This window comes from Curtobacterium sp. MCBD17_030 (genome assembly GCF_003224255.1).
In the GTDB taxonomy this organism is placed as follows: domain Bacteria; phylum Actinomycetota; class Actinomycetes; order Actinomycetales; family Microbacteriaceae; genus Curtobacterium.
Map to the genome: position 1 here is coordinate 15,258 of NZ_QKLI01000017.1, position 26,771 is coordinate 42,028.

Genomic DNA, 26,771 nt, shown 5'->3' on the forward strand with positions numbered 1-26,771 from the left:
CACGCACCGCGACAACTTCATGCATCTGGATGAACCTGCCGCGGGAAGCGGCTCACGCCGCGCGGGTGGACTTCCGGACCGTCCAGCGGTTCTCGTCGCCGTGTCGGTCGTAGCGCAGTTCGTCGACGACCATCTGCACGAGGGCGAGGCCACGACCGCTCTCTGCCATGTCGTCCGGCAGGGTGGCACCGGCCACGTCGACGGACGCGGGGCGGCCGTCGTCGGTGATCCGGGCCTCCAGTCCGTCGCTGGCGACCGCGAGCGTCAACGAGCACGTGAGCGGGATGCCGGCGGTGGCGTGCTCGATCACGTTCGACGCCAGCTCGATGATCGCGAGTTCGAGGGCCATCCGGTCCTCGACGCTGACGGCGGGCTCGGCCGTCCAGACGTCGCTGAGGAAGTCGTGCACCGAGGAGACGTCGTCGGGCGGCGACGCGAAGTCCAACCGGTGCTCGCCCACGACGGCTCCGGTCAGACCCATTCGCGGACGGCTTCGTCGCCGTCGGCGTAGCTGCGGAGGATCTTGTCGATGTTCGACAGCTTCAGCACCATCGCGACCTGCTCGGACGGTGCCGCGATCCGGAGGTCACCGCCGGCCTGTCGGGCGGTCTTCAGCGCACCGACGAGCGCTCCGAGGCCCGAGGAGTCGAGGAACTCCACGTGCGACAGCTCGACGGCGACACGAGGACGACCGCCCTCGATGACCGTCGCGACGGTCTCACGGAAGGCGGGTGCCGACACCATGTTGAGGCGTCCGGAGCACTCCAGCACCGCCGCTTCGGTGCCGGCTTCGTGTACGACGATGTCCATTGTGTGTGGGGCCCCCTCGAGAGTCTGCGCGTGCCTCATCGGAGGCTAACGGGTCATGGCGACCGGGGGAACAGGACGCGCTGGCGTCCGTGCCCCCGGTCCGGGGGATCACCCCGTGTTCTGCAGGCCGGCGGCGATGCCGTTCACCGTCAGCAGGAGCAGTCGGTGGTCGCCGTCCGTGGTGTCGGAACTGCCGGAGGAACGGATCGCCCGGAGTGCCCGCAGCTGCAGGTGCGACAGCGCGTCGACGTACGGGGAGCGCAGGCGGACGGCCCGCGCGAGCACCGGCCGGTCCTCGAGCACGTCCTCTGCGCCGCTGATCCGCAGCACCCAGGAGCGGGTCCGGTGCATCTCGTCCAGGACCTTCTGGCCGAGGTCGCCCCGGTCCGCGAGCGCGAGGTACCGCCGCGCGATCTGCACGTCGGTCTTCGCGAGCGACATCTCGACGTTCTTGACCAGCGCGGCGAACAGCGGCCACTCGGCGGCTGCCGTGCGGAGCAGGTCGAGGTCACCGACCGCCTCGAGCGCGGAGCCCAAGCCGTACCAGCCGGCGAGGTTGATGCGGGCCTGCGTCCACGAGAACACCCACGGGATCGCCCGGAGGTCCTCGAGCGACTCGACGCTGAGACCACGACGGGCCGGACGGGACCCGAGCGGCAGGAGCCCGAGTTCTTCCATCGGCGTGACACGGGCGAACCACGGTGCGAAGCCGTCGGCCTTCACGAGGTCGTAGAAGGCGGCACGGGAGACGTCGTCGAGCTGCTGCGCCAGGTCGGCGAAGCGCTCGGCGGCGGCTGCGGTACGGGACTCGTTGGACGGCGACGACGCGAACAGCGTGGCCGAGGCCATCTGCTCGAGGTGCCGGGCGGCGATGTCCTGGTCGCCGTACTGGGCGAAGATCACCTCACCCTGCTCGGTGAGCTTGAGGCGGCCGTCGATCGACCCGGGCGGCTGCGCGAGCACGGCCTCGTTCGCCGGACCACCGCCACGACCGAGCGATCCGCCGCGGCCGTGGAACAGCGTCAGCTCGACGTCGTGCTCAGTCGCCCAGGACGCGATCCGCGCCTGGGCGTCGTACAGGGCCAGGTTCGCCGACACCGGGCCGACGTCCTTCGATGAGTCCGAGTAGCCGAGCATGACCTCGAGCCGGTGCCCGGTCGCGGCCAGACGACGCTGGAACGGCTCGGTGCGGACGGCTTCGTCGAGGATGTCGACGCTGGCGTGCAGGTCGGCGAAGGTCTCGAAGAGCGGGATGACGTCGAGCACCGGAGCGGCCTCGACCGACCCGAGTGCGGCCACGGCGAGCTCGTGCACGTTCGCCAGGTCCTCGGCGGACTGGGTGAACGAGACGATGTACCGGCTGGCCGAGCGGACGCCGTAGCGGTGCTGCAGGTCCGCGATGGTGCGGAAGACGGCGAGGACCTCTTCGGTCATCGCACTCAGGTCTCCCCCGGCGCGGATCTCGGCGAGGGCCGTGCGGTGCACCTGGGAGTGCTGGCGGATCTCGAGCTCGGCCAGGTGGAACCCGAAGGTCTCGACCTGCCAGACCAGGTTCTGCAGCTCGCCGTTCGCGGCACGCAGGGCCCCGGCGGCGGTCAGCGAGGCCTGCACCACGTGCAGGTCGGCGAGCAACTCGTCCGGGCCGCCGTACGCCAGCGGTCGATCGTCGCGGCGGGTGGCGTCGATGCGGGCGGCGATGAACAGCAGCGCCCGACGGTGGGTCTCGGTGGGGGCGCGGATGCCGATGCGCTCGGCGACGTCCGGGTCGAGCGCCTCCTGCGCCGCGACCAGCGCGGTGAGCCCGGCGTCTCCCGGGGTGTGGTCGGAGTCGAGCGTCAGGGCGCTGCCGATGCGGGTGGCGGCCCGGGCCAGCCCGAGCAGGATGTGCTCTGCGGCGATCTCGGCGGCCTGGCGGGTGACGTCGGCGGTGACGTGCGGGTTGCCGTCGCGGTCCCCACCGATCCAGGTGCCGAAGCGCACGAACGCCGGGGCCTGCACCGGAGCGCGGCCGGCGTCGTCACCCTGCAGGCGATCGTCGAGCAGGCGGTACACCTGCGGCACGATCTCGAACAGGGTCTGGTCGAACACGCTCATCGCGGTGCGGACCTCGTCGAGCGGGGTCGGCCGGGTGGTGCGGAGCGGGGAGGTGCGGAGCAACGTCGCGATCTCCTCGAGGAGACGACGCTCGTTCTCGGCACGGGCGGTCGCGTTCTTCGTGCGGTCGCGCTCGTCGATGAGGTCGGTGATGCGCCGGACACCCGTGGTCACCGCACGACGGCGGGCCTCGGTCGGGTGCGCGGTGAGGACCGGGTGGAAGCGCAGGCCTTCCAGACGGGCAGCGGCTTCGTCGGCGCCGACCTGCTCGACGAGCTCGACGAAGGTCGCGGGGAACGAGTCACCCGGCTGGCCGCCGTCGTCACCGCGGGCACGGAGCACCCGGACCCGGTGGTGCTCCTCAGCGAGGTTGACCAGGTGGAAGTACGAGGTGAAGGCCCGGGCGACCTCTTCCGCACGCTCGGCGGAGAACGTGGAGACGACCGCTTCGGCGCGGGTGGCGCCGTCTTCATCGGTGCCCTCGTACGCGTCGATGACCGCCTGGCGGAGCGCCTCGACGTCCCGCAGCAGGTCGTCGCCACCGGTCTCGCGGAGCACCCGTCCGAGCAGGTTGCCGAGGTACCGCACGTCAGCGCGCAGGTCACTGTCGACCGCTCCGCTGACGTCGTCACGCGCGCGTCCGAAGCGCGTCGAACCGTCGATCGCCGTCATCTCGTCCTTCCCGGGTCGGTCCGGGCTGTCCCGGCGTGGCAGCAGCGTACCGGGCGCCGACGCCACGTGACGACGACCGTCCGGACGGCCCGGTCGGACGCGCCCGTCGCTCAGGCCGGGTCGGCCAGGGCGGACGGGAGGCGCATCCGGTCCACGGCCGCGAGGAGCCCGGCGTCGAGACGGTACGCCAGCTCGACCTCGGCGATCACCCGCTCCCGCTCGTCGTCGCTCCACGGGGCCGCGTCGAGCTCCGCCCGGTAGGTGTCGGTGAACGCGGCCGGGTCGGCGACCTGGTCGAAGATCCAGAGCAGCACGCCGTTGGTCTCGAAGCCGAACTGGTCGGCGAGCAGGCGTCCGAGGGCGTGGCCGCCCGTCAGGTCCCCGAGGTAGCGGGTGTAGTGGTGAGCGACGAAGCCGCCGGGCCAGGTCGCCGCGACCTCGTTGAGCCGTCGGACGTACGCCGTCGTCGCCGGCAGCGGGGTGAGCAGCTCGTCCCAGTCCGGTCCGACCAGGTACTCCAGGTCGGCGCGGATGCCCGGCATGCGGGTCAGTCGGCTGGTCACGAACGGGGCGGCGACCGGGTGGTCCGCCATCCGGTCGGCCGCGCACTCGAGCGCGTCGTACACGAAAGCGTACTGCCCGAGGAGGGTCGCGTAGTCGGCGACGTCGCACCGCCCCTCGACCAGGTCGTGCATGAAGCCGCGGCCGGCCGAGACCCCGTGCGAGCGCCGGGTCCGGACCCGCAGGGCCTCGGAGAACGGGACGACGTTCGTGCTCATGAGGTGAGGCTAACCTCACGAGGTGTCCGTCGTCACCCCCCGGCAGGAAGACCCAGGAAAGGAGGCTCGTCCCCCGATGAGCCCCAAGCCGAACCGCCCGCAGCACGTCCTGGTCGTCGACCGCGCCGAGCGCCTCAGCCCGCACATGGTCCGCGTCCACCTCGGGGGCCCCGGGTACGACGCCTTCCTCGAGCACGCCGACCCGGACCGCCTGGCGACCACCGACAAGTACGTCAAGCTCATGCTCCCGAAGCCCGGCTCCGGCCTGCAACCGCCGTTCGACCTCGAGGTGCTCCGCGCGACGATGGCGAAGTCCGACCTGCCGGCCCGCCGTACCTACACCGTGCGCGCCGTCGACACCGTCGCCCGGACCATCGCGGTCGACTTCGTCGTGCACGGCACCGACGGGCTCGCCGGACCCTGGGCCGCCGCGGCCCAGCCGGGTGACCGCATCGCCCTGTCGGGCCCCGGCGGCGGCTGGGCCCCCTCGGAGGACCCGCAGGTCACCCACGTGCTGCTCGGTGACGACAGCGCCCTGCCCGCGATCGGTGCCTCCCTGGAGGCCATGGTCCCCACCGCGACGGGCGTCGCCCTGGTCGAGGTGGCCGGCCCCGCCGACGAGCTGCCGCTCGTGCACCCGGCCGGCGTCGAGCTGCGCTGGCTGCACCGCGACGCGGCGGCTGCGGAGCCGGGCACGCTGCTGCTGGCGGCGACCCGCGAGCTGCCCCGTGCCTCCCGGCCGGTGAGCGTCTTCGCGCACGGTGAGCGGGCCGCGATCAAGGGGATCCGGCGGGTGCTGCAGGACGACTGGGGTCTCGAGAAGGCCGACCTGTCGCTGTCCGCGTACTGGGCGCTCGGCCGCGCCGAGGACCGGTTCCAGGAGGAGAAGCGCGAACCGATCGGCGTGGTCTTCGCGGACTGACCCGGGGTCGTCGGTGGCCGTCGGTAGCGTTCCGCCCATGGTCCGGTCCGAGAGCCTCGCACGCTGCTGCGTCCCCGGCTGCGGGGCGGACAGCTCCCCCGACGCACCGGTGCCGCTCTGCACCGGACACGTCATGCTGGTCGGCGAGTTCGCGGCCGAGCACGTCGGGGTGGACGACGTCCTCCCCGGCCCGTGCCTGGTCTGCGGCGGACGGATCGGGATCAGGTTCCCCTCCGGCTCGGTGTGCGCCGTCTGCGAGTGGCGCTTCGGCGACGTGCCGGACGGCGAGCTCGGCGCCCCACGGGTCGACGTCGTGTACTACCTACGGATGCGCGACGACACCGGCGACCGGATCAAGATCGGGACGACGGCGAACCCGCGGCAACGGCTCGGCCGGATCGCCCACCAGGACCTGCTCGGGTTCGAACGCGGCGACCGCACCCTCGAACGGCAGCGGCACGCGGAGTTCGCCGCCTCTCGCTACCCGGGCACGGAGTGGTTCCGCGTGACGCCGGAGCTCCTGGCGCACGTCGACGTCGTCGCCGCCGGCGTGCCCGACCCGTGGGCGCTGCACACGCGGTGGATGAGCGAGGCGCTGGCGCTCCGGTCCTGAGCGTCGGCGGCCCGTGTCGGCCGCGGCCGGCCGTCAGCGGGCGTAGGCGTCGACGAACAGCGGGCCGCGGACCTCGCGCAGGACGTCGACGAGCCGGTCGATCGTCCGTCCGGACACCCCGGACTCCTGCAGGTCCCACGGCCCCAGGACGGGCAGGCGCCCGGTGCGGATCCGGACGACCTCCCACCCGACGGCCCGGGTGGCGCGGTCCTTCCGGCGGTCCGACTCCTCGCGGGAGCCGACGTGTTCGAGCCCGTGTCGACCGGTGGAGTCGTACTCGATCGCGACGCGGAGTTCCGGCAGGATGATGTCCGGCCAGACCTCGACGTGCTCGTGGAAGGGCCGGTCGAGGCGGATCGCGGTGTGCTCGAACGTCAGGTCGAGGCGCTCGCGCAGCCCGGCCCGGAGCTCCGCCTCGACCGCTGAGGCCGGCGCCGGTGCGCACTGGCTGACGAACGACTCCCCCGACGGCAGCCGCGGGGTCTTCGGACAGATCGTCCGGGGCGCGGTCGTCCGGGTGCCGCGGCCGGGGACGCCGGTGCCGCCGGTGCGCGTGCGGGACTTGGTGCGCCGGGACGACGCGACCGCTCCGCCGGGCAGGCCGCGTGCGGGCGCGGCCGGGAGGGTCTGGCGCCCGGTGGAACGGACGGCTCGCTGCGGCACCGGGACGGCGCTCGGCCAGTCCTCGGGCAGCACCGGCCAGCGCTGCGGCTGGGCGAGCACGGCGCACTCCGGGCACCACACCGACCGGCGACGCTCGCGGCCGGGTCGAGACCGCTGCTCGCCCGGGGTGGCGACGAAGACGTGTCCGACGTCGCACTCCCACGTCAGCAGGACGTCGGCGGCCGGCGGGATCTGGGTGAGGACGACGCCGGCGTTCCAGTCGGGGTGGTACTGCCGCACCAGGACGGGCCATGACGCCCACTCCGCACGGAACTCGCCCACGGCGTACGGCACCGGGACACCGCGCGACCACTGCCGCCGGCGCCACCACGCATCCACTGGTTCGGCCACGACCGCACGGTAGGACGAGCCACCGACAGCAGCGGGACCGAGTCGGCCAGGGCGTCGGCGCAAGGTCCCGTCAGCGCGGCGGCGGGACGATCGTGAACCGCTCGGGCCCGGCCTGCGAGCCGTCCTCGAGCACCCGGATGCCGGACTCCCGACAGGCCGCGATGCCGTCACGGTGCACCCGCTCGGGTCGCGGCTTCCGGGGGACGCCCGCGTCGCCGAAGACCGCCCACGCGTTCGCCGCGGCGGCGCTGGTGAACCGGGTGCTGGAGCGGACTCCCGCGAACCCGGCTGCGTCGAACGCCCGCGCCCAGGCCTGCGGCACGCGGTAGTCGCCCATCGTCTGCAGCTCGGCACCGACGCCGAAGCGGACCGCCGTCGGGTCGGTCACATCGGCGAACCGTCGGCCCCGGGAGGCACGCGCCGCAACGACGACCATCTCGCGCGCCCGGGCGGCGAACACGGTGTTCGTGTGCAGCGTGTGGTGCGCCAGTCGTTCCCGCACGGCCACCTCGACCGTGTCCGCCCAGTAGCAGGTGCCGCGCGGGTCGGCGAGGTCGAACCGACCGCCGTCCACCCCGTCGGCGTCGGCCGGCGTCGATGCGAACCACCAGGCGCCGCGGTCGTGCCGCTTGGCCCGGTAGAAGGTGGTGCCGCGGGACTCGGTGGCCGGGAAGTCCGTGAGGTCGAGGTCGTCCGCCGGTCCCTGCTGGGCGACGTCTGTCCGCGCCGGTTCCCGCTCAGGCGTCGGCATGCCAGGCGTGCGCGGCTCGGCGGGCGGCGATCAGGACCGGTTCGACCCGACCGTCACGGAGCGCCTCGGCGGCCGTCGTCCCGCCGAACTCGTCCGCGACGGTGTTGAGCCAGAGCGCACTGCCCCAGGGGTCGATGCCGTCCCGGTCGATCAGGTCGAGCACCTGCCGCAGGTGCGGCAGCGGCTGGCCCGAGCGGCCGAACTGGAACGCGGGGAAGACCCGGGTGCCGTCGCCGATCTTCAGCCCGATCAGGTCGCGCTTCTGGGTGGCCTTGTGGATCGCCTGCCGGGTGACACCCCGCCAGTTCGCCAACGAGGCGGTGTCGTAGAACGGACCGACCAGCGCGTCGGCCTCGTGCTTGACGGTCGGCAGGGCGGCCAACATCCGCTCCGCCAGGGCGTCGACGTCCGCCGTGTCGGTGAGGGCGGCGTCCGCCTCACCGAGCCGGATCCGGTCGGTCAGCGCCCGCAGGAGCGCGGACTCGGCCGGGCTGAGCTCCTCCGCAGTGGCGGCGGCCCGTGTGCGGTGCAGTGTCGATTCCATCAGGACTCCTCTCGACAACCGTGTCAACCCGACGGTACTCGGAGACCGACAACCGCGTCAACCGCTCGTCACGGCGACGTCCCCCGCGGCCGTCTTCCGTCCGGCGCGCCCTCGTGCCAGGGTCGGAACGTGTACACCGACATCACCGGACCCGACCTCACCTCGTACCGCGGCAGCGTCGCCGAACCGGACGACTTCGACGACTTCTGGCGACGCACTCTCAGCGCGGCACGCGAGCACCCGATCGCCGTGCAGGCGGACCGGGTCGACACGGGTCTGGCCACCGTCGACACCTACGACGTCTCGTTCGCCGGGTGGGACGGGCAGCGCATCGCCGCGTGGTTCACCGTCCCCGCCGGCAGCAGTGCCGGCGCACCACTCCCCGCCGTCGTCGAGTACATCGGGTACGGCGGGGGCCGCGGTCTCCCCACCGAGCGACTGCTCTGGGCCTCCGCCGGCGTCGCACACCTGCTGATGGACACGCGCGGGCAGGGCTCGGGCTGGGCGATCGGCGACACGCCCGACCCGGACGGCACCGGCCCCGCGATCCCCGGCGTGATGACGCGCGGCATCGAGTCGCCCGACACCTACTACTACCGGCGCCTCACCACCGACGCCGTCCGCGCCGTCGACGCCGCACGTGACCTCGATCTGATCGACAGTGACCGGATCGCGGTCCTCGGGGGCAGCCAGGGCGGCGGCCTCGCGATCGCCGTCGCCGGCCTGGTCGAGGGTCTCGCCGGGGTGTTCCCTCGGGTGCCGTTCCTCTGTGACCACCGCCACGCGACGCAGATCACCGACGCGTACCCGTACCACGAGCTCGTCGACTACCTGGCGACGCACCGCACCGCGACCGACCGGGTCTTCGGGACGCTCGCCTACTTCGACGGGGTCCTGCACGCGGCCCGCGCGAGCGCACCGGCGTGGTTCTCGGTCGCACTGATGGACCCGATCTGCCCGCCGTCGACCGTGTACGCCGCCTACAACGCGTGGGCGGGGCCGAAGGAGATCACCGTCTGGGAGTACAACGGCCACGAGGGCGGCGGTCCGCACGAGGACGCCGACACGCTCCCCCGGCTGCGCGCGCTGTTCGGCTGACGAGTGGTGGGCGCGGCGTCAGCGGGCGAGGGCCTGCTCGACGTATGCGACGACCGCGTTCGCGTGGCCGTGCCCCATGCCGTGCTCGGTCTTGAGCCAGTCGAGGACCTCCATGTGGCGGTGGTCGTCCAGGCGGTCGGCCGCCAGGTCGAGCCACTCCTGCACGGGTCGGCCGCAGGTGGTCGCGATGCTCGGGAAGTACGACGCCGGGCCATTCGGCTTGCTGCCGTCGGCCGGAGGTGCCGGTTCGCTGACGCGGTGCTCGCGCATGGCGTCACGCTAGGGAGCCGATGCGCCCGTTGGCAGGTCCCGGTCCCGCTCACCACTCGATGCGAGCGAACTCCTCGCGCAACCGCACCGCACGACCCGGGTGCACCTGGGCGACCCAGCCGATCCGGCCGAGCAGGTGCGCCCGGAAGTCCGCGTGCCCGCCACGGTCCTGCGACGCCGAGCCGTGCACCACGCAGTTGTGCAGGATCGCGTGCAGCCGGTCGACCTCGCGGCGGACCGGTGCGGTCCGCGCGTTGACGACGACGCCGGTCACCGACTGGCGGACACCGGAGCGTCGGACCCGGGTCTTCCGGGCGTTGAGCCGGTACCCCTGGTCGGTGACGATCCGCTCGACCCCGCGGAGGAACGCCTCCGGTCGCCGCGCCAGCTCGGCCCCGCCGCTGAACGTCAGGTCGTCGGCGTACCGGGTGTAGGCGGCACCGACCGACGCAGCCCATCCGGCAAGTCGGGCATCGAGGTGTCGCAGCACGGTGTTCGCCAACGCCGGCGAGGTCGGGGCGCCCTGTGGCAGGTGCGCCTCGGCGAGCACCCGACGGAGCGCCGCCCGCTCGTCCGGATCGCCCCCGGGAGGCATCGCGGTGAGGACGTGCGGCGGCACCCGGTGCGTGCAGAGGCCGGTGAGGACGTGAGCGAGCGGTTCGGCGAACCCGGCGCTCCGGAACACGCCGTACACCGACCGTGCCCGCACACTCGCGAAGAACGTGGTGAGGTCCGCCGACACCACGATCTGCTGCCCGACGTGCACGGCGGCACCCGTGACGACGCTGCGCCCGGGCACGAACCCGTGTGCCGCGTCGTGCACCGGCAGGACCGCGAGCAACTCGTCGAGCACGGTGCGCTGCGTCCGGCGGAGCAGGTCCATCGGCTTCTCCAGCAGCCGCGGCGTCCGTCCGGGGCGGCGGACCCACTCGTGACGGTGGTGGTGCAACGGGCTGGAGGGGCCCGGCCGACGGTTCCAGCCGCGGGTGTCGGCGAGCCAGAGCAGCCGACCGACGGTCACGTCGAGTTCCCGCGCGAGCTCGGGCAGCGTGTCGACCAGCAGGCGGCTCGACACGCTGGGTACCGCCTGGACGGCGACTGCGCGACGGAGCAGCACCCGGACGGGTCGTCGGTCGCGCCGCGAGTCGTGCAGGCGCACCAGCGGCGGCGACCCGGCCAGGACCGCGGCCAGCCGGCGCGGCGCATCGACGGGAGGCCTTGGGGACGCCTCGAGTGCCGCCCGGACCGCGAGCCCCACGTAGGCGCGCTCCACACCGATGACGTCGTACCCGGCGGCGGTCAGGTGGTCCGCGTCCCAGCCGTCGGCCGCGAGGAAGGCGTCGGCCAGCGCGGTGGCGACGACGTCGAGGGAGGTGGGGTTCCCGGGGGACCTGTCGGTGCCTCCGTGAGGACGCGCGCGCGGAGCGCGCCGAGCCTCTCGGGGCGTGTGGTCCTGCTGGTACTGCGTGCCCCGGGGTGACCCCGGAGAGGTCGACGCGTCACGCGCGCCGTCCGCCTCCCCCGGGAACTCCACGTGCCCACCATAGGAGGAAGCCGCTACCGTGACGAGCGACACCGCCGTCCCTGTGAGGAGCACCATGCCCGACACCACCGGAGCCCGCTACCGCGACCTGCCGACCGACGAGAAGCTCGCCGTGCTGCTCGACGAGGAGCGTGAACTCGACCACGACGCGTTCGACCTCGACGATGCCTGGGCGGTGGGGTCGTGGCTGCGGGCGACCGCGCTCGAGCGGGGGCTCGGCATCGGCTTCGCGGTGTCCTTCGGCGAGCAGCGGGTGTTCCACGCCGCGACACCCGGGTCCGCCGCGGTCAACGACGCCTGGCTCGACCGGAAGTTCCGCGTGGTCCGGCACTTCGCGCACGCCACCCTGGCGGTGCGGACGCAGTACGAGCTCGGCGGGTCGTCCTTCGACGAGGCCGCGGCACTCGACCCCCGGCAGTACCAGGCCGCCGGCGGCGGGTTCCCGCTGTTCGTCCGCGGCAACCTCGTCGGGGCCGTCGGCGTGAGCGGGCTGGAGATGCACGACGACCACGCCCTCGTGGTCGAGGCCCTGCGCGCGCACCGCGCACGACGGGACGAGCGCCTGTGACCGGGACGGGCCTCCCGGACGACTGCGTCTTCTGCCACCTCATCGAGCACGACGACCAGGGCACGGCCTGGATCGAGCGCGAGCCGGACGCCGTCGCGTTCCGGCCGCTGCCGGAATCGGAACTCGCTCCCGGACACACGCTGGTCGTCCCGCGGGAGCACGCCACGGGCCTGCTGGACGTGTCCCCGGACGCGCTCCGAGCGACGACGTTGCTCGCCCAGCAGGTCGGCAGGGCGATGCGCGCCGCGCTCGGCGCGACCGGGGTCGTCGTGCTCAGCGCGACCGGTGCCGACGCCGGGCAGAGCGTGCCGCACCTGCACTTCCACGTCGTGCCGTCGTGGCCCGACGACGGGGTGCTGCGCTGGCCGGAGGCGCGGTCCGCCCACGTGGTGGACGGGGACGCGTCGGCGATGCTCGCGGAGATGTTCGAGTGACGGACGCCGAGCAGCCGTCGGTGGTCCGGCTCCTCCGGTCCGCCGCGCTGAGCCCGACCGAGTACGCGTCCGCGGCGACCGCACCGGCACATGCCCGACTCGTGTTCCTCGCCGGGTCGTGTCCGCTCGACGCGGGCGGCGCCACGGTGGCCCCGGGTGACCACGCCGCCCAGGCCGAGCAGTGCATCGCGAACCTGCGGCAGGCACTGGCCGACGCCGGGGCACGGATGACCGACGTCCTCAGCACTCGTGTGCTCGTGGCATCGTCCCGCCAGGCTGACCTGGTCGCCGCCTGGCGGGTCGTCCGCGACGCGTTCGGCGAGCACGATGTGCCCAGCACGCTGCTCGGCGTCACCGTCCTCGGGTACGACGACCAGCTGGTCGAGGTGGAGGCGGTGGCCGCGGTCGTCGATGCGCCCTGAGGCAACCGATGGCCAGGCTCAGTCGTCGGCGGGGACCGAGCGACGGCGGCTCGCCAGGACGGCGACGACGCCGAGGACCACGACGATCGCGACGACCACACCGGACGGGAGGTTCGGGACCAGCTGGTCTCGAGCCTCCCGTCCGTCCGATCGGGTCAGCGGCGGCCGCGCCGGACCACGAGCGTGACGAGCCCGGCCAGGCCGAGCCACACGAGCGGGCGCGTGACACGGCGGCGCTTCGCGACCCAGCCGCCGTCGGTGGCGTTGCCGGCGTCGTTCGGGGCGTAGAGGTTGCCGTCCGTCGGTGCCTGGTGGCCGCGGAGCGCGAAGACCTCGACCGCGGGTGTCGTGATGCGGTGGAACAGCCACGGCACGATGAACTCGGCGACGACGAACGACGCCTGGAGGCGGCCGACGTAGCGGTTGCGCTTCGGGTGCACGGCCTGCGCGACGACGGCCTTGGCGGCCCGCTGCACGGAGACGGTGGGCGGCAGCGGGTGCGAGGCCTTGTCGGTGTAGTTCGCGCCGTTCTGGTAGATCGGGGTGTCGATCGTCGACGGCAGCACCGCGCCGAAGCGGATGCCGGTGCCCTGGTGCTCGTCGGCCAGGACGTCCATCAGCCCGAGGGCGGCGTGCTTGCTCGTCACGTAGGCCGACTGGTACGGCGCGGAGAGCAGCGACTGGATCGAGCCGACGAGGACGTAGGTGCCTTCGCCGCGCTGCTTCCAGTGCGGCAGCAGGGCCTTGACCGCGTGGACGTGCCCGTGCAGGTTGGTGTCGACGACGCGCTTGAACGCCTCGGTCGGGGTCTGCTCGAACAGGCCGTACACGAAGAGCGCCGCGTTGCCGACGAACACGTCGATGCGACCGAAGCGGGCGGTGACGGTGGCGACGAGGTCGTTGACCTGCCGCTCCTCGGCGACGTCGGTGGGGATCGCGACGGCCTCGACACCGAGCGCGCGGCACTCGGCGGCCGCGGCCTCCAGGCTCTCCTTCCCGCGTGCAGCGAGGACGAGCGTGGCGCCCTGCTTGGCGAACTCGTGCGCAGCAGCCCGGCCGATGCCGCTCGATGCTCCGGTGATGACGACGACCTTGCCGCGGAAACGATGACCCATGCGTCCTGACTACCCGCCCGCACTGGTGGCGAGCACAACGCTGTCCCCCGACCGCAGTGCTACCGCTCCGCGGGACCTGCGGGACCTGCGGCGCCGAGGGCCGCGTCCGTCCGCTGCCCGAGCGCTCCGACGAGCGTGGTGACGTACGTGCGGGTGAGGTGCTGCGAGTCGCGGTAGACGAGGACGTTGCCGATCACCGCGGGGCAGGCCCCCTGCACGCAGAACGACGGCGTCATGTCCGTCACGACCGCCCCGGGTGTCGTCCGCGCCACGGCGACGAGCCGGTCCGCCGCAGCGAACGCGCGCCCGGTGCTGATCCGACAGGACCCGGGGTCGACGCGGTGTTCGTCGACGCAGTGCTGCACACCGCTGCCGACCGCCGGGGTGTCCGGGATCGCGACGATCCTCGCTCCGCGGTCGATGAGGGGCTGCCAGGAGGCTCGGTACCCGTCACCCGCGCTCCTCGCGGGGTCCGTCCCCTCCGGTGCACCCCGGAGGTCGGCCCGAGCGGACGTGAACACGAGCGTGTACGGCGCTGCGGCCGCGAGGGACCGGTCGACGGCACGGTTCCACACGCCGCAGCGTCGTTCGTCCGCGGCGGAGACGTCACTCCAGCGGACGTGGGAGAACTCGCACCCGCCCTTCACCATGAGGTGCAGCTCCCATCCGCGCTGCTCGGCGAGGGCGATGAGGGCTGAGGACCACTGGTGTGCGTGGGAGTCGCCGATGAGCGCCACCCGGGTGCCGCCGTGGACGCCGACGACGCAGCTGCGGGCGTCGGTCGCCTCGGCCTGACAGTCGTCCCACGTGGGGTCCACGTCGTAGGCGGCGGTCATGGTCGACGGGGTGGTCCCGCGTCCGGGCTCCCCGGCGACCGCGCACCCACTCCCCGGCGCGATGGCAGCGGCACCCCAGCACCGGTCGCTGTCGGTGCGGAGTTCGGTGGCGAGGGCACGGTCCTCCCGGAGCTGCCCGGTGAGGGTGCCCCACCCGACGGCCGGGACGACGAGCACGAGGGCGGTGGCAGCGGCCACGACGGCCAGGGTGACGCGCGGTCGGTGGTGGGCGAGCCTCCCGGCCGTGACGGGTCGTTCGACGAGCACGGTGGTGAGGTGTGCCAGACCCGCGGCGAGGACGACCGTGACGGCGACACGCGCCGGCGCGGGCAGGTCGAGGGCCCGTGGGAGCAGGAGGGCGACCGGCCAGTGCCAGAGGTACAGGGCGTACGAGACCCGGCCGAGCCAGCGGACGGGTGCCAGGCGCGTGGCCCGGCCGAGGACGCCGGTCTCGGTCCGTCCCGCGATGACGAGGGCGGTGGCGGCGACGGGCAGGACGGCAGCCGTCCCCGGGTACACGACGGCGGGGGTGAGGAGGAGGCCGCAGACGACGAGCCCGAGCCACCCGGTCACGGCGAGGGCCGCCCGCATACGCGGGCCACGCACGGCACCGGGGGCGGCGTCGGGAGCGAGGGCGAGGATCGCGCCGACGCCGAACTCCCACGCCCGGGTGTGCGGCCAGAAGTACGCGGGTGCCGGGTCCGTGGTGGTGAGGACGGACGAGCAGGTGAGGGACGCGGCGACGACGACCACGACGGTGACGAGGACGGCGCGCTCGCCGGACCCTGGTCGTCGAACCACCCGCCACACCGCCAGGAGCAGCAGCGGCCACAGGAGGGTGAACTGCTCCTCGACGCCCAGGGACCAGAAGTGCTCGAACGGCGTGGACGGGTCCCCTGCGGCGAGGTAGTCGGTGCTGGAAGCGGCGAGCGCCCAGTTCTCGACGGCGAGCGCGCTGGCGGCGAGCTGGGCACCGAGGGTGGGCCAGTCCTGGCGTGGGGTGAGTATCACGGCGGCGGTCGCGGTGGCGGCGAGGACGAGGAGTGCGGCGGGTGCGAGTCGGCGTGCCCGTCGGGCCCAGAACGCGGGGAGGTCGATGTGTCCGGTGTCGCGGAGCTGGCGGAGGAGCTGTCCGGTGATGAGGAAGCCGGAGACGACGAAGAAGGCGTCGACGCCGACGAACCCGCCGCGGAGCCAGCCGAGGTCGAGGTGGTAGACGAGCACGAGCACGACGGCCACGGCGCGGAGGGCGTGGACGTCGGTGCGGAAGGGGGCCTGCTGCGTCGGCATCAGGGGCGACGGTAGGGACGCCGGGTGAACGGAAGGGGACGTGGGGCGGGTGCGGTATCCGGACTCGTGGAGTGGCCGCGGTTGACCGGTGCCGCGGATGCGGGGGATCGTGGATCGATGCTCTCCCTCGTCTACATGTCCGTCGCCGCCGACGACCTCACCGACGCTCAGCTCGTCGCCCTGCTGCGTGAGGCGCGTCTGAAGAACGACGCCCTCGGTGTCTCGGGTCTGCTCGTGGCCAAGGACGGCCACTTCATGCAGGTCCTGGAGGGGCCGGCCTGGAGTGTCGAGGACCGGTTCGGCGCGATCCAGCGTGACCCGCGGCACCGGGACGTCCGTTCGTTGAGCCGCGAGGACATCGACGCCCGCCGCTTCGACGGCTGGTCGATGGCCTTCGGTAACCCGTCTGATGCGGAGCTCCGGGACGAGCCGGGGTTCAGTGACTTCCTGCAGCGCCGCGGTGGTCTGCCGGCCGGGCTGTCGGGTTCGCCGGCGGATTGGCTGCTGCGCTGGTTCCGTGGGCGGGAGCTGCGCGACACCCCGCTCGAGTCGGTGTCGGTCGGCCGTCACGCCGCCTGACCGCCTGGCCGCCTGGCCGCTGCACCGCACACGGAGCACGCACTGTTCACCTGACCTGGTCAGGATGGCCGGATGACCGCTCCCACGACCGGCTCCCTCGCGCGGCGTCTCCGGCTGCGGGACGCCGTCGTGATCGGGCTCGGCTCCATGATCGGCGCGGGCGTGTTCGCGGCGTTCGCCCCCGCGGCGTCCGTCGCCGGCAGCGGCGTGCTCGTCGCGCTGCTGGTCGCGGGCGTCATCGCGTTCTGCAACGCCACGTCGTCGGCGCAGCTCGCGGCGCAGTACCCGACCTCGGGCGGTGCGTACGTCTCCGGCCGGGAGCGCCTCGGACCCTGGGTCGGCTTCACTGCCGGGTGGGGCTTCGTGATCGGCAAGACCGCCAGTTCGGCGGCGATGGCGATGACGGTCGCCGTGTACCTGGTGCCCGAGGCCTGGCAGCGGCCCGTCGCGGTCGCCGTGGTCCTGTCCCTCACCGTGGTCAACACGCTGGGCATCACGCGGACGGCGTTCCTCACCCGGGTCCTCGTCGTGGTCGCCCTCGTCGCCCTGACCGTCGTGGTCGCCCTGGGGCTGGCGCACTCCGGGCCGACCGCGGACGACCCGGGCGTCGCCGCGACGCCGCTGGGGGTCCTGCAGGCTGCCGGCTTCCTGTTCTTCGCCTTCGCCGGGTACGCCCGCATCGCGACCCTGGGTGAAGAGGTGGTCGATCCGGCGCGCACGATCCCCCGGGCGATCACCACCGCCCTCGGGATCGCGCTCGTCGTCTACGCGTTGGTCGCGCTCGCCACGCTGCACGCCCTCGGGCCGGGAGGCACGGCCGCCTCGGCCGCGCCCCTCCGGTCCGTCGTCGCCACGGCCGGGCAGCCGTGGGCCGGCGTCGTCGTGCAGGTCGGTGCCGCCGCTGCTGCCCTCGGGGCGCTCCTGGCGATGATCGCGGGCATCGGGCGGACGAGCCTCGCGATGGCGCGGAACCGGGACCTGCCGGGGTGGTTCGCCGCCGTGCACCCGCGGACGGCGGTGCCGGCGCGTGCCGAGTTCGTGCTCGGTCTGGTCGTGTGCGTCCTCGTCGCCGTGACCGACCTGCGGGGGGCGATCGGGTTCTCGTCCTTCGGGGTGCTGCTGTACTACTTCGTCGCGAACGCGGCCGCCTTGACACAGGAGCGGCGGGACCGGCGGTACCCGCGCCTCCTGGCCGTCATCGGTGCCGCTGGGTGCGTCGTCCTGGTGGCGGCGTTGCCGTGGCCCTCGATCGTCGGCGGGGTCGTCGTGACCGCGCTCGGGCTCGTCTACCGAGCCGGGCGTCTCATCGCGCAGCGTCGCCGGCCCCGCTGAGGCTGCGTCAGGGTTCTTGCGATCCCTGGGCGTCCTCCTCGCTGGGGTCCGCGTCGGCGACGAGGGCGTCCTCGTCGGTGCCCGGGTCGTCCTCGGGCATCGCGTCCGAGTCGAAGGACAGGTCGTGCTGCAGACGCTCGGCCGTGACGGGTTCGCCGTCGACCATGGGTGCTCCCTCGTGGCTGTCGCTCATGCGGACAGCCGACTCCCGCGCGCCTGGGAGGCGTCGGAGCCGTGCCCGTGGGGCGTCGCGGACGGCCACCTCGATCCCCGCCGGCAGCGCCGCGGCCGCCGCGAAGGCGATGGGATGGCCGTACCCGAACAGGAGCGCGTGTGCAGGGAGCGGCCACTGACCGAGCACCGGTGTCAGGAGTCGGTGGGGACGACGCGCCCGCTCGGACGTCTCCGCACCCGCTCTCGTCAGCGAGCCGTCCACCCTCCGTCGATCGGCAGCGCGGTCCCGGTGACGAGCGAGGCCCCCTCGCCGGCCAGGAACGTCACCGCCGCGGCGACCTCCTCCGGCTGCCCGATCCGGTGGAGTGCCGCGATGCGCTCGACCGTGTCGGTCCGGAACGCCGCGTCGGACAGCGCGGGAGCGGTGCCGTCCGTCTCGATGAAGGTCGGCGCCACCGCGTTCACCCGGATCCCGTACTGGCCCCACTCGACCGCCAGGCACTTGGTCAGGTGGATCACGGCGGCCTTGCTCAGGCAGTAGACCGACTCCCCCGGCAGGGCGACGAGCCCGGCCTGCGAGGCGACGTTCACGATCGACCCACCGCCGGCGGTCCGCATGTGCCGGGCGACGTGCTGCGAGACGAAGAACGTCGACTTCGTCGTGAGCGCCCACACCGAGTCGAAGTGTTCCTCGGTGACGTCGAGCGCGTCCTCGACGATGCCGCCGCCGGCGTTGTTCACGAGCACGTCGATGGTCCCGAGGTCGGCGATCACGTCGTCGACGGCCCGGCGACACGATGGCAGATCGGTGACGTCCATCGCCACGACTGTCACCCGGCGGCCCATCGCGCTGATCTCCGCCGCGAGCTCAGTGGCGGACTCGGTGTCGCGGACCCCGAGCGCGACGTCCGCACCGTTCGTGGCCAGGTCGAGCGCGATCGCCCGTCCGATCCCACGGGAGGCTGCGGTCACCAGGGCGACGGAACCGGTCAGGGTGGTGGGCTGCATGGCGTGTCCTTCACAGGTCGGGCCGCCGGAGGCGGTGCTGACGGGAGGCGCGGCTGGCGTCGTCGCCGCAGCCATCCTCGCGCAGACTGCCCAATCCCGGCCTGTGCGACCTCCGGGGACCGCGCGCGGTGGTCCGGGGCTCCTGGGAGTCCCGCCTCCCGCGTCGACGCTACAACCTGGGGGAGGCTCAGGGCAGGTGCGACGAACGTGGTGGGTCAACCGATCTCAGGAGGCCCGGATGGACACCGGACAGTTCGTCGACCTGGTCGCGCAGCGCGCGGACATCACCCACGTGCGGACGCGGGCGCGTCCGCTCACCGATGCGACCCTCAGCACCCTCGCCGAGCGACTGAGCGGTGGCGAGGGTGCCGCCGTCGCCGCTGAGCTGCCGGATGAGTTGCAGCACTGCCTGACCGGCGTGGACGAGGCGCCGGAACGTTTCGACGCGGACGAGTTCGTCCGGCGCGTGGCCGGGCGGGCTGACATCGACGAGTCTACCGCCCGCGAGGGCGCCCGCGCGGTGTTCGACGTCCTGCACGAAGCGGTGCCCAAGGGTACGTGGGAGAACCTGACGACACAGCTGCCGAACGACCACCTGACGGCGTTCGGGCTGTCGACCTGACCTGCGCCGTGCGAGACGCGCGGACCTGGAGCGGCTCCGGGAACGCGCCGAGCACCCGCCCCGACCACGGACGGGATCAGCCCGGTCGCGGGCCGCCTCCTCGCGGCCGACCCCTGGTCAGCTGATCCGGAGTTGCGACACCATCGGGCAGGTGAACGGGTCTCGCGCAGCGAGTCCGACGCGGTTCAGGTAGGCGACGACGATGCCGTAGGAGCGCAGCAGCGTGGTCTCGGTGTAGGGCACGTCGAGGCTGTCGCAGTGGTCCCGGACCAGGAGCCGTGCCTGCTTGAGGGCGGGGCGGGGCATCGAGGGGAACAGGTGGTGCTCGACCTGGTAGTTCAGGCCGCCCATCAGGAACGACACCCACCAGCCGCCGCGGATGTTGCGGGACGTGCGGACCTGGCGGGAGAAGAAGTCGACCTTCGCGTCGTGGGCGATGGTCGGCATGCCCTTGTGGTTCGGGGCGAACGAGGCACCCATCATCACGCCGAACACGGCCAGCTGCACCCCGAGGAACGCACACGCCATCCCGAACGGCAGGAACCAGAACACGGCGGTCAGGTAGATGCCGAACCGGGCGACGAGCAGGGAGCCCTCGATGACGCGGTGCCGGCGGTCCGCCGTGGTGCCGGTGCCGCTCACGACAGCGCGGACGGCGGACCAGTGCAGGTTGATGCCCTCCAGCGTGAGCAGCGGGAAGAAGAGCCATCCCTGGAACCGGGTGAACAAGCCCTTCAACCCGGTGACGGGAGCGTCTTCGGGGATGAAGGCGATGACGCCCGGCGCGATGTCCGGGTCCTTGCCGATCGTGTTCGGGTTGCCGTGGTGACGGGTGTGCTTGTTCATCCACCACGAGTAGCTCAGGCCGACGAGGAACGTGCCGACGTACCGGCCGGCCCGGTCGTTCCACCGCTGCGAGGCGAACACCTGACGGTGCGCGGCCTCGTGGGACAAGAAGGCGAACTGCGTGAACAGGACCCCGAGGACGCCGGCGACGATGAGCTGGAACCACGACTCGCCGAGGAACGAGAACGCCACCCATGCGAGGGCGAGCGTCCCGATCAAGGACCCGAACAGCGACCAGTAGAACCCGGTGCGGCGACGGAGCAGGTCGTGCTCCTTCACCTGTGCCAGGACCGCCGAGTACGTCGATGTGCTCGAGCCCCGTCCGTTCGTCGCGGGACGGGTGCGGGTGTAGCCCGACTGGACTGGGGTGGTGGTCAACGAGGGACCGACCTTCCGTCATCGTGGCCCTTCGACCAGCGCACAGGAGTTCACGCAATCGCGCTTGCGATGACGATATGGGTCGAAGATGCGAATCCACCGCCACCATGCGGAACTCATGGTGAATCGCCGCTGAACGCACCGGCCGTGCTTCGATGTGGGGATGCTGCTGCACGCCGAGACCACCGGAGCGGGACCCGAGGCGGTGGTGCTCCTCCACGGGATGACGGGCTCGGCGGAGAGCTGGTGGCGCATCACGGGCCTCCTGGCCGACCGCGGCGTCCGGGTGGCCGCACTCGACCTACCGGGACACGGACGCTCACCACGCTGTCCGACGATGACCGTGCTCGATGCCGCAGCATCGGTGGCGCAGACACTCGACACGCTGGGCGTCCGGCCGACGGTCACGCTCGGGCACTCGTTCGGCGGCCTCCTGCTCGCCGCGGCCGTCGCGACCGGACGGTTCGATCCCGGCTTCGCGGTGTACGTCGACGCGCCGTTCGCCACCCGCGGTGGGCACGACCGGACCGAGGCGCAGGCCGAGTACGTAGCGGATCGGGACAGCCGGACGATGGACCGGCTCCGCGCGGACAAGCCGCACTACGGCGAGCGCGACTGTCAGGTAGAGGCGCTCGCCGCCTCCCGGTTCGACCCGGCGACGGCGGCGGCGATCGCGGCAGGTCCGGGCGGTTCGTGGCCCCCGCGCCCGGGCTCGGTCGTCGTCCGGGCCGACCCGAGCCACTACGTCGACGACGAGACGGCGGCGGCCCTGGCGTCGTCGGGCGTGAAGGTGCGGAGCATCCCGGGGGCGGCGCACTCCGTCTGGTACAGCCACTTCGACGCGTTCGTGGCGGCGCTGCCGGAAGTGTTCGATCGCTGACGACCGCCGCGACGTGGTCGGGCACCTCGATGTCTGACACGATCGGCGCATGCCCCTCGACGGAACTCCCCCGGACCGTGTCGGCTTCCTGACCATCGGTTCGTTCGACCCCGCCCGCCCGTCCCTGGGCATCGAGGACACCCTCCGTGTCGTCGAGCGCGGCGAGGCACTCGGACTGGACGGCGCCTGGTTCCGGCATCGACACCTGCAGCACGGCATCTCCTCCCCCGTCGCGGTGATGGCTGCCGCGTCGCAGCGGACGTCGCGGATCGAGCTGGGCACGGCAGTCACCCCGATCGGTGCCGAGAACCCCTTCCGGCTCGCCGAGGACCTCGGCACCGTGGACGTGCTCCTCGGCGGTCGCCTGAACCCAGGGTTCTCCGCCGGCCCACCGATGAACTACGACCTCTACCGCGATGCGATCTACCCCGACACTGCGGACCAGGAGGACCTCGGGCACGACCGTCTCCTCCGCTTCCGCGACCTGGTCCGCGGAGACCCCGTCACCGACACCGTCGAGCGGCGCGGCATCGAGGAGTTCTCGCGCACGGTGCAACCCCTCAGCACCGGACTGGTCGATCGGCTCTGGTACGGAACGGGCAGCACACGGTCGGCCGTCTGGGCTGCCGAGAACGGCTTCCACCTGCTGACGTCGAGCGTCACCCGCAGCGAGGTCGGCACCGACTTCGCCGCGAACCAGCGGGCCCAGATCGACGCGTACCTCGACGCGCACCCCGCTCCACACACGGCCCGCATCTCCCAGGGGCTCGTGGTCATCCCCACGGACAGCGCGACACGCGAGCAGGAGGAGCGCTACCGCCGGTACGTCGACTCGCGTTCCGGGCGGGTCGGGGTCCCGATCGGGCCCGCAGGGCTGCTCTTCGCCGCGGACCTCGTGGGCAGCTCGGAGGAGATCGCGGACCGCTTGCGTGCCGATGCCGGGTACCAGGCGGTCACCGAAGTCGCGTTCGCGCTGCCGTTCGACCTCGAGCCGGACGACTCCGCCCAGATCATCACCGACATCGCGCAGCGGCTCGGCCCGGAACTCGGCTGGAGCCCGACGGACGCCCGGTGACCTGACACGGAGGCCCGTCGCGCGGGACCGACGAGCGCGACGGTCCGCGGCTCACCGGGCGCCGCCGACCCGCCCGCCTCGCGCCGGTGCGATCCGTCTTCCTCGGTGCGACGGCCAGTACGGTCGGGGACATGGACACCAGCGCCCGTCCCGACAGTCGCAGCGAGCCGTTCGCCTCGGGCGACCCGGTCCTCCTCCGGAGCGTGCACGACTTCGGCGCCCGCGGTGACGCCGTCGCCTTCGCGGTTGCCGGCCGGGTCCTGGTCGACGACGACGACCTCGCCGTGGTCGCGAGTCCCATCGGCTCGGCGCTCCGACGTCGCGCCGGTGTCGGCAGCGGTCCGAACGGTCGCCTGGTCCTGCCGTCGGACTGGGACGGCTCGTACGTCGAGGACGGGTGGACGGGCGCGGCCGTCGTCCGCGTGCACCCGAAGGGCTCCCCCTGGTCCGTCTGGCGCTGGCACGACGGTTCCGGCTGGTTGCCGGACTGGTACGTCAACCTCGAGCTGCCCTGGGTCCGGACGCCGCTCGGGTTCGACAGCCAGGACTGGACACTCGACGTCGTCGCCACGACCGATCCGGACGGTACCTGGTCCGTCCGGTACAAGGACGAGGACGAGTTCGCGTTCTACGCCTCGACCGGCCATTGGCCCGAGACCATGCGCGCCGTGATCGAGCAGGCGGGCGAGGACGCGACCGCGGTCGCACGCGCGCGCCGCTTCCCGTTCGACGCCGACTGGACGGGCTGGGTCCCTGATCCCGCCTGGCCGGGTCCCGGACTGCCGACGGACTGGAGCGTGGTCCGGTGAGCAGACTGGAGGCCCGCCCAACGCAACCGACGCGGCCTGCGGTGCCGTGCCTCCCGGACGCCGTCCTCCCGGTGGACGCGACGACGGCGTTGACCGGGTTCAGCCTGGCGGACGGGCCGGCGCTCGCGGCAGCGGTCGCGGACCTCGAGATCCGTCGGTGGTTGCCGCTCCCGCGCCCGTACCCGGTGCAGCTCGCCGGTCGGTGGGCGACCGAAAGCACCGAATCGATCCGTGCCAGCGGAGCCGGGCTGGTCCGCTGCATCCGGGTCGGGGGCTCCCTCGCCGGGTGCATCGACGTGAAGCGTGTCGACTGGCGCGCCTGCACGGCCGAGATCGGCTACTGGCTCGCGCCGGAATTCCGCGGTCAGGGTCACGCATCCGCTGCGGTGCGCGCGCTCTCGTCGTGGTTGCTCGACGTCCACTCCTTCGAGCGTGTCGAGCTCCGCATCGCGACAGGGAACTCGGCATCGGCGAGGGTCGCCTCCCACGCCGGGTTCGTTCGCGAGGGCGTCGCGCGGAACGCCGGGTCCACGGATGACCGCCGGGTGGACCTGGCGGTGTGGTCGCGCATCGCGGGAGAGGGGCGAGTCTGAGTCCGAGTGCTGCTCGCATCTCCGGTCCGAGGGCCAGTACGGTCGGAGCCATGGACAACGGCTGGCGCGGAGCTCTCGCAGCGATGACGATCATCATGTTCGCCGGGGCGATCGGGACGGGAGCGAGCGCGCTCGTCATCTTCTCCAGAGCGGGCGGAGACCTCGAGACGATCGCCGCGAACGCGCAGACCATCGTGTGGATGTCGAGCATCTGCGGGACGCTGCTCGTCGGGGCGTTCAGCACCCTGGTCTCGTGGCTCGCGGTCAGTGCCGTCGTCCGCGAGCACCAGAAGGACCGCGAGCAGGCCGCACGCCTGGCGAGCCACATCTGAAACTCGATCCGCGGTTCCCGTCCTGCACCGCACCGCTGGCACGGCGACCCCGGCGACAGACTGTTCTCCGATCACGTCGCCGTCGGAAGAGGTGAAGCGGCCGAGGAGGACGAGCGCGCGTTCCGGTGGGCCCTGCCGGGATCGAACCGACGACATCCACGGTGTAAATGTCCTTGTCCCTGGGCGCAGCCGGACCGGTAGGCAAGTAACCGCAAGCATCGCACCTGTTTGAAGTCCGGTTCTTTGCGGTTGGTTGCCACCGCGTCCGCGTCTTCACCAACACCACACCGACACGCAGAAGCACCACCGCACACACCAGGACTCGCGGCGCCGGCGCCGAAGGCGGCGAAGGTCCGCGCGACGAATTGGCCGCGCCAGGAGCTCGACGATACCCGATTTGATCTGGGCTTTCCTTCATTGGAGATCCCGCGGCGTCGGGTCATGCATAGGGCGTGCATGACCAACGCAACCACCCACACCATCAAGGCCCACAGCGCTCAGACGTCGAACGGTGAGACCGCACCTTCTCGTCGTGGCCGCGGTTTCACGCACGAGTCGGGCCCGCACAACCCGAACATCGAGTGGTACACCCCGGCCGCCGTGTTCAACGCTCTGGGCGTCGAGTTCGACCTCGACCCCTGCTCCCCCGGTTCCGCTCTCTCGAACGTCCCGGCCGTGAGCTGCTTCACCATCGACGATGACGGGCTGACCTCCCCGTGGCACGGCATGTGCTGGGTGAACCCGCCGTACGACGACACGGACACATGGCTCGAGAAGCTGGCCGCACACGGCGATGGCATCGCACTCGTCTTCGCACGAACGGACACCAAGTGGGCGCACAAGGCGATGGCGTCGGCCGACGTCGTCTGCTTCACCGCTGGCCGCATCAAGTTCATCAACGGCCGGACGGGCCGGCCGCAGGGGTCGCCTGGCGCGGGGTCGATGTTCCTGGCGTGGGGAGAGCGAGCCGCGAGAGCGCTCCGCCAGGCCGACCTCGGGCTCTGCTTCTCCGTTCTGAGCTGACCACCGGCTGACCCAGAGGCCCTCGATGCGACTTCGCATCAAGGGCCTCTTCGCGCGCTCACATCACGTCGAGGATGCCAGCGCGCTCCAGCATCAGGAGCATCTGCACGACGTTCGGCCCCACCCGCACCACCGAACCCATCGGTAACGGGGCACCGTGCAGCTGCGCGACGGTGAGGTAGAGCGCCGGCTTGCCGACCCACCGCTCGGGGAGGTCGGATCCGAACCGCTCGCCCTTCGGCGCTGTGTAGATGGCCAGCTCCTCTACCGTCATCGACGCGGTGCCACGACGTCGATGCACGCGCTCCCAGTGTTGCAGTTCGGCGTGCTGTGCTCTCTGGGCGACGGCAACCATCAGCTCGACGCTATTCGAGGCACCCGGCAGCAGGTGAACCAGCGCGGCTCGCGGATCATTGAACAGCAACCAGTCTCCGCTGATGTGGACGAGGGTGTGGGCTGACGGCTCGGCGGTCACGACGGCGGCCTACGCCGTCCCGCACGAATGTCGGCGAGGTAGTCGAGCGGTTGTTGCAGCGACCACAGCGCATCGAGCAGGTGGCCATCTTCCGGCATTGCCCAGCCGAGGAGAGCGGTGGCCTCAGCGGCTGCCCGGACCACCGCGGTCCAACCAGCGCGGATGTGAACGCGCCGGACTTCGTCGGGCGCATCCCGCTTCGCAACGCGCGCGTACTCCCCAGTCCCTTCCGGCGGGATGACGAGCTCAACGATCAGCCCGACGCCGCGACCCAGCGTGAGGACCTGCGCGCGAACGCGGACCTCCGCGTCTTCGTCAGGCCCGCTGCGGTACTCGATGAGCATCGGCTCGCCAGCGGGCAGCGACGACGAATGTGCATCGACGGTCGACCGCAGGCACGCCCACGAGATGGCTCGCCACGTACCGCTGCCCGATTGCAGGACGGAGAGAGTCTCGGCCGCGAGGTGCTGCTTGGCCTCGGGGTAGCGGCTCATGCGAGGCCCATAGCTGTCGGCGCCATCGCGCGTGGCACCTCGGTTGGTCCTGATCGGTTCACGAGAGGTGTATGCGCGGACTGCAAGACGAGAGTGCGTACGGACGGACTGACGACGGCATCGGATCTCGTGTTGATCCTCCGCACGCGGTGGGTCCGCAGACCGATGGTCCCAATGCGCCGCGGGGGCTGAGTTCATCACGCCCACGTCTATGCGGCGAACCGCGGCGTCGACGCGACTTTCCCGGTGATCGGCGCGATCTGGGCAGTATGGAGCAAGCGGCGACTTGCCCCTGCTCGACGAACGAACGGGCTCGTCAAGTCGCCGCAGATCGCCGCTAGCAAGCCGATCGGAAGGGGTAGGAGACCCCTTGACT

31 protein-coding genes are annotated in these 26,771 nt (G+C 72.3%); 15 read left to right on the forward strand and 16 right to left on the reverse strand.

Features of this window, described 5'->3' with window-relative positions:
• Positions 1-52: 52 nt before the first annotated feature.
• The 4 genes from DEI89_RS13385 to DEI89_RS13400 form a co-directional block, all read right to left on the reverse strand.
• A complete protein-coding gene (locus DEI89_RS13385) occupies positions 53-481 on the reverse strand; it encodes an ATP-binding protein (protein WP_110904557.1) in 429 nt (142 codons plus the stop codon).
• Complete coding sequence (locus tag DEI89_RS13390) at positions 472-810, reverse strand: STAS domain-containing protein (RefSeq protein WP_110904558.1); 339 nt, start codon at positions 808-810, stop codon at positions 472-474. Before DEI89_RS13390 ends, DEI89_RS13385 begins: the two co-directional genes overlap by 10 nt.
• A gap of 108 nt (positions 811-918) precedes the next feature.
• On the reverse strand, positions 919-3,576 hold the full coding sequence (locus DEI89_RS13395) for a phosphoenolpyruvate carboxylase (protein WP_110904559.1): 2,658 nt from the start codon (positions 3,574-3,576) through the stop codon (positions 919-921).
• 110 nt (positions 3,577-3,686) lie between these two features.
• Positions 3,687-4,355 carry a heme oxygenase (biliverdin-producing) gene (locus DEI89_RS13400; protein ID WP_110904560.1) on the reverse strand — a complete coding sequence of 223 codons (669 nt, stop codon included), beginning with the start codon at positions 4,353-4,355 and terminating at the stop codon, positions 3,687-3,689.
• Positions 4,356-4,431: 76 nt separating this feature from the next.
• Between DEI89_RS13400 and DEI89_RS13405 the strand changes: the two genes are divergently transcribed.
• A complete protein-coding gene (locus tag DEI89_RS13405) occupies positions 4,432-5,277 on the forward strand; it encodes a siderophore-interacting protein (protein ID WP_110904561.1) in 846 nt (281 codons plus the stop codon).
• A 37-nt stretch (positions 5,278-5,314) separates the two neighbouring features.
• The gene (locus tag DEI89_RS13410; protein ID WP_110904562.1) at positions 5,315-5,890 is read left to right on the forward strand and encodes a GIY-YIG nuclease family protein; all 576 of its coding nucleotides are present in this window, start codon (positions 5,315-5,317) and stop codon (positions 5,888-5,890) included.
• A 33-nt stretch (positions 5,891-5,923) separates the two neighbouring features.
• Here the strand turns inward: DEI89_RS13410 and DEI89_RS13415 are convergent, their stop codons facing one another.
• From DEI89_RS13415 to DEI89_RS18155, 3 genes are all read right to left on the reverse strand, one after another.
• Positions 5,924-6,904 (reverse strand): hypothetical protein, encoded by a 981-nt coding sequence (locus tag DEI89_RS13415; protein ID WP_110904563.1) that lies wholly within the window; start codon positions 6,902-6,904, stop codon positions 5,924-5,926.
• A gap of 70 nt (positions 6,905-6,974) precedes the next feature.
• Entirely contained in the window at positions 6,975-7,655 is a 681-nt protein-coding gene (locus DEI89_RS13420) for an RES family NAD+ phosphorylase (protein ID WP_110904564.1), read from the reverse strand.
• The gene (locus DEI89_RS18155) at positions 7,642-8,199 is read right to left on the reverse strand and encodes a hypothetical protein (RefSeq protein WP_110904565.1); all 558 of its coding nucleotides are present in this window, start codon (positions 8,197-8,199) and stop codon (positions 7,642-7,644) included. The genes DEI89_RS13420 and DEI89_RS18155 overlap by 14 nt, the downstream gene beginning before the upstream one ends.
• Before the next feature lie 129 nt (positions 8,200-8,328).
• Here DEI89_RS18155 and DEI89_RS18160 point away from each other — a divergent pair, with 129 nt between their 5' ends.
• Complete coding sequence (locus DEI89_RS18160) at positions 8,329-9,297, forward strand: acetylxylan esterase (RefSeq protein ID WP_110904566.1); 969 nt, start codon at positions 8,329-8,331, stop codon at positions 9,295-9,297.
• 18 nt (positions 9,298-9,315) lie between these two features.
• Here the strand turns inward: DEI89_RS18160 and DEI89_RS13435 are convergent, their stop codons facing one another.
• Complete coding sequence (locus DEI89_RS13435; RefSeq protein ID WP_110904567.1) at positions 9,316-9,567, reverse strand: DUF4287 domain-containing protein; 252 nt, start codon at positions 9,565-9,567, stop codon at positions 9,316-9,318.
• Between the two features lie 49 nt (positions 9,568-9,616).
• Positions 9,617-11,101 (reverse strand): reverse transcriptase family protein, encoded by a 1,485-nt coding sequence (locus tag DEI89_RS13440; RefSeq protein ID WP_110904568.1) that lies wholly within the window; start codon positions 11,099-11,101, stop codon positions 9,617-9,619.
• Positions 11,102-11,165: 64 nt separating this feature from the next.
• Here DEI89_RS13440 and DEI89_RS13445 point away from each other — a divergent pair, with 64 nt between their 5' ends.
• The 3 genes from DEI89_RS13445 to DEI89_RS13455 are packed head-to-tail and all read left to right on the forward strand — an operon-like array spanning position 11,166 to position 12,534.
• A complete protein-coding gene (locus DEI89_RS13445; protein WP_220033980.1) occupies positions 11,166-11,678 on the forward strand; it encodes a heme-degrading domain-containing protein in 513 nt (170 codons plus the stop codon).
• Positions 11,675-12,112, forward strand: coding sequence for an HIT family protein (locus DEI89_RS13450; protein ID WP_110904569.1), 438 nt, complete (start codon positions 11,675-11,677; stop codon positions 12,110-12,112). The genes DEI89_RS13445 and DEI89_RS13450 overlap by 4 nt, the downstream gene beginning before the upstream one ends.
• A complete protein-coding gene (locus DEI89_RS13455) occupies positions 12,109-12,534 on the forward strand; it encodes a RidA family protein (protein WP_110904570.1) in 426 nt (141 codons plus the stop codon). Before DEI89_RS13450 ends, DEI89_RS13455 begins: the two co-directional genes overlap by 4 nt.
• A 155-nt stretch (positions 12,535-12,689) precedes the next feature.
• On the opposite strand, the gene DEI89_RS13460 is transcribed toward DEI89_RS13455, so the two are convergent.
• Together DEI89_RS13460 and DEI89_RS13465 are read right to left on the reverse strand one after the other, a co-directional pair.
• On the reverse strand, positions 12,690-13,649 hold the full coding sequence (locus DEI89_RS13460; protein WP_110904571.1) for an SDR family NAD(P)-dependent oxidoreductase: 960 nt from the start codon (positions 13,647-13,649) through the stop codon (positions 12,690-12,692).
• A gap of 59 nt (positions 13,650-13,708) precedes the next feature.
• Positions 13,709-15,775, reverse strand: a complete 2,067-nt coding sequence (locus DEI89_RS13465) for an acyltransferase family protein (protein ID WP_110904572.1) — start codon at positions 15,773-15,775, stop codon at positions 13,709-13,711.
• Between the two features lie 117 nt (positions 15,776-15,892).
• On the opposite strand from DEI89_RS13465, the gene DEI89_RS13470 reads away from it, so the two are divergent.
• Positions 15,893-16,354 (forward strand): BLUF domain-containing protein, encoded by a 462-nt coding sequence (locus DEI89_RS13470; RefSeq protein WP_110904573.1) that lies wholly within the window; start codon positions 15,893-15,895, stop codon positions 16,352-16,354.
• A 72-nt stretch (positions 16,355-16,426) separates the two neighbouring features.
• The gene (locus DEI89_RS13475; protein ID WP_110904574.1) at positions 16,427-17,686 is read left to right on the forward strand and encodes an APC family permease; all 1,260 of its coding nucleotides are present in this window, start codon (positions 16,427-16,429) and stop codon (positions 17,684-17,686) included.
• A gap of 7 nt (positions 17,687-17,693) precedes the next feature.
• Here DEI89_RS13475 and DEI89_RS17415 read toward each other — a convergent pair whose 3' ends face one another.
• Both DEI89_RS17415 and DEI89_RS13485 read right to left on the reverse strand, forming a co-directional pair.
• On the reverse strand, positions 17,694-17,879 hold the full coding sequence (locus tag DEI89_RS17415) for a hypothetical protein (RefSeq protein WP_146236801.1): 186 nt from the start codon (positions 17,877-17,879) through the stop codon (positions 17,694-17,696).
• A gap of 227 nt (positions 17,880-18,106) precedes the next feature.
• Entirely contained in the window at positions 18,107-18,868 is a 762-nt protein-coding gene (locus tag DEI89_RS13485) for an SDR family NAD(P)-dependent oxidoreductase (protein WP_110904576.1), read from the reverse strand.
• A 238-nt stretch (positions 18,869-19,106) separates the two neighbouring features.
• Here DEI89_RS13485 and DEI89_RS13490 point away from each other — a divergent pair, with 238 nt between their 5' ends.
• Entirely contained in the window at positions 19,107-19,490 is a 384-nt protein-coding gene (locus DEI89_RS13490; protein WP_110904577.1) for a DUF2267 domain-containing protein, read from the forward strand.
• 117 nt (positions 19,491-19,607) lie between these two features.
• Here DEI89_RS13490 and DEI89_RS13495 read toward each other — a convergent pair whose 3' ends face one another.
• Positions 19,608-20,714, reverse strand: coding sequence for a fatty acid desaturase family protein (locus tag DEI89_RS13495; protein WP_375537602.1), 1,107 nt, complete (start codon positions 20,712-20,714; stop codon positions 19,608-19,610).
• Between the two features lie 163 nt (positions 20,715-20,877).
• Here DEI89_RS13495 and DEI89_RS13500 point away from each other — a divergent pair, with 163 nt between their 5' ends.
• The 6 genes from DEI89_RS13500 (at position 20,878) to DEI89_RS13525 (ending at position 25,426) form a co-directional block, all read left to right on the forward strand.
• Positions 20,878-21,594 (forward strand): alpha/beta fold hydrolase, encoded by a 717-nt coding sequence (locus DEI89_RS13500; protein ID WP_110904578.1) that lies wholly within the window; start codon positions 20,878-20,880, stop codon positions 21,592-21,594.
• 49 nt (positions 21,595-21,643) lie between these two features.
• Complete coding sequence (locus DEI89_RS13505; protein ID WP_110904579.1) at positions 21,644-22,669, forward strand: LLM class flavin-dependent oxidoreductase; 1,026 nt, start codon at positions 21,644-21,646, stop codon at positions 22,667-22,669.
• A gap of 131 nt (positions 22,670-22,800) precedes the next feature.
• Positions 22,801-23,478 (forward strand): DUF402 domain-containing protein, encoded by a 678-nt coding sequence (locus DEI89_RS13510; RefSeq protein ID WP_146236802.1) that lies wholly within the window; start codon positions 22,801-22,803, stop codon positions 23,476-23,478.
• 41 nt (positions 23,479-23,519) lie between these two features.
• Complete coding sequence (locus DEI89_RS13515; RefSeq protein WP_181421663.1) at positions 23,520-24,071, forward strand: GNAT family N-acetyltransferase; 552 nt, start codon at positions 23,520-23,522, stop codon at positions 24,069-24,071.
• A gap of 50 nt (positions 24,072-24,121) precedes the next feature.
• On the forward strand, positions 24,122-24,403 hold the full coding sequence (locus DEI89_RS13520) for a hypothetical protein (protein ID WP_110904582.1): 282 nt from the start codon (positions 24,122-24,124) through the stop codon (positions 24,401-24,403).
• A 456-nt stretch (positions 24,404-24,859) separates the two neighbouring features.
• Positions 24,860-25,426 (forward strand): DNA N-6-adenine-methyltransferase, encoded by a 567-nt coding sequence (locus DEI89_RS13525; RefSeq protein ID WP_181421664.1) that lies wholly within the window; start codon positions 24,860-24,862, stop codon positions 25,424-25,426.
• A 58-nt stretch (positions 25,427-25,484) separates the two neighbouring features.
• Here DEI89_RS13525 and DEI89_RS17420 read toward each other — a convergent pair whose 3' ends face one another.
• Positions 25,485-25,901, reverse strand: a complete 417-nt coding sequence (locus DEI89_RS17420; RefSeq protein ID WP_146236804.1) for a hypothetical protein — start codon at positions 25,899-25,901, stop codon at positions 25,485-25,487.
• Complete coding sequence (locus DEI89_RS13535; protein WP_110904585.1) at positions 25,898-26,395, reverse strand: hypothetical protein; 498 nt, start codon at positions 26,393-26,395, stop codon at positions 25,898-25,900. Before DEI89_RS13535 ends, DEI89_RS17420 begins: the two co-directional genes overlap by 4 nt.
• Positions 26,396-26,771 lie beyond the last annotated feature (376 nt).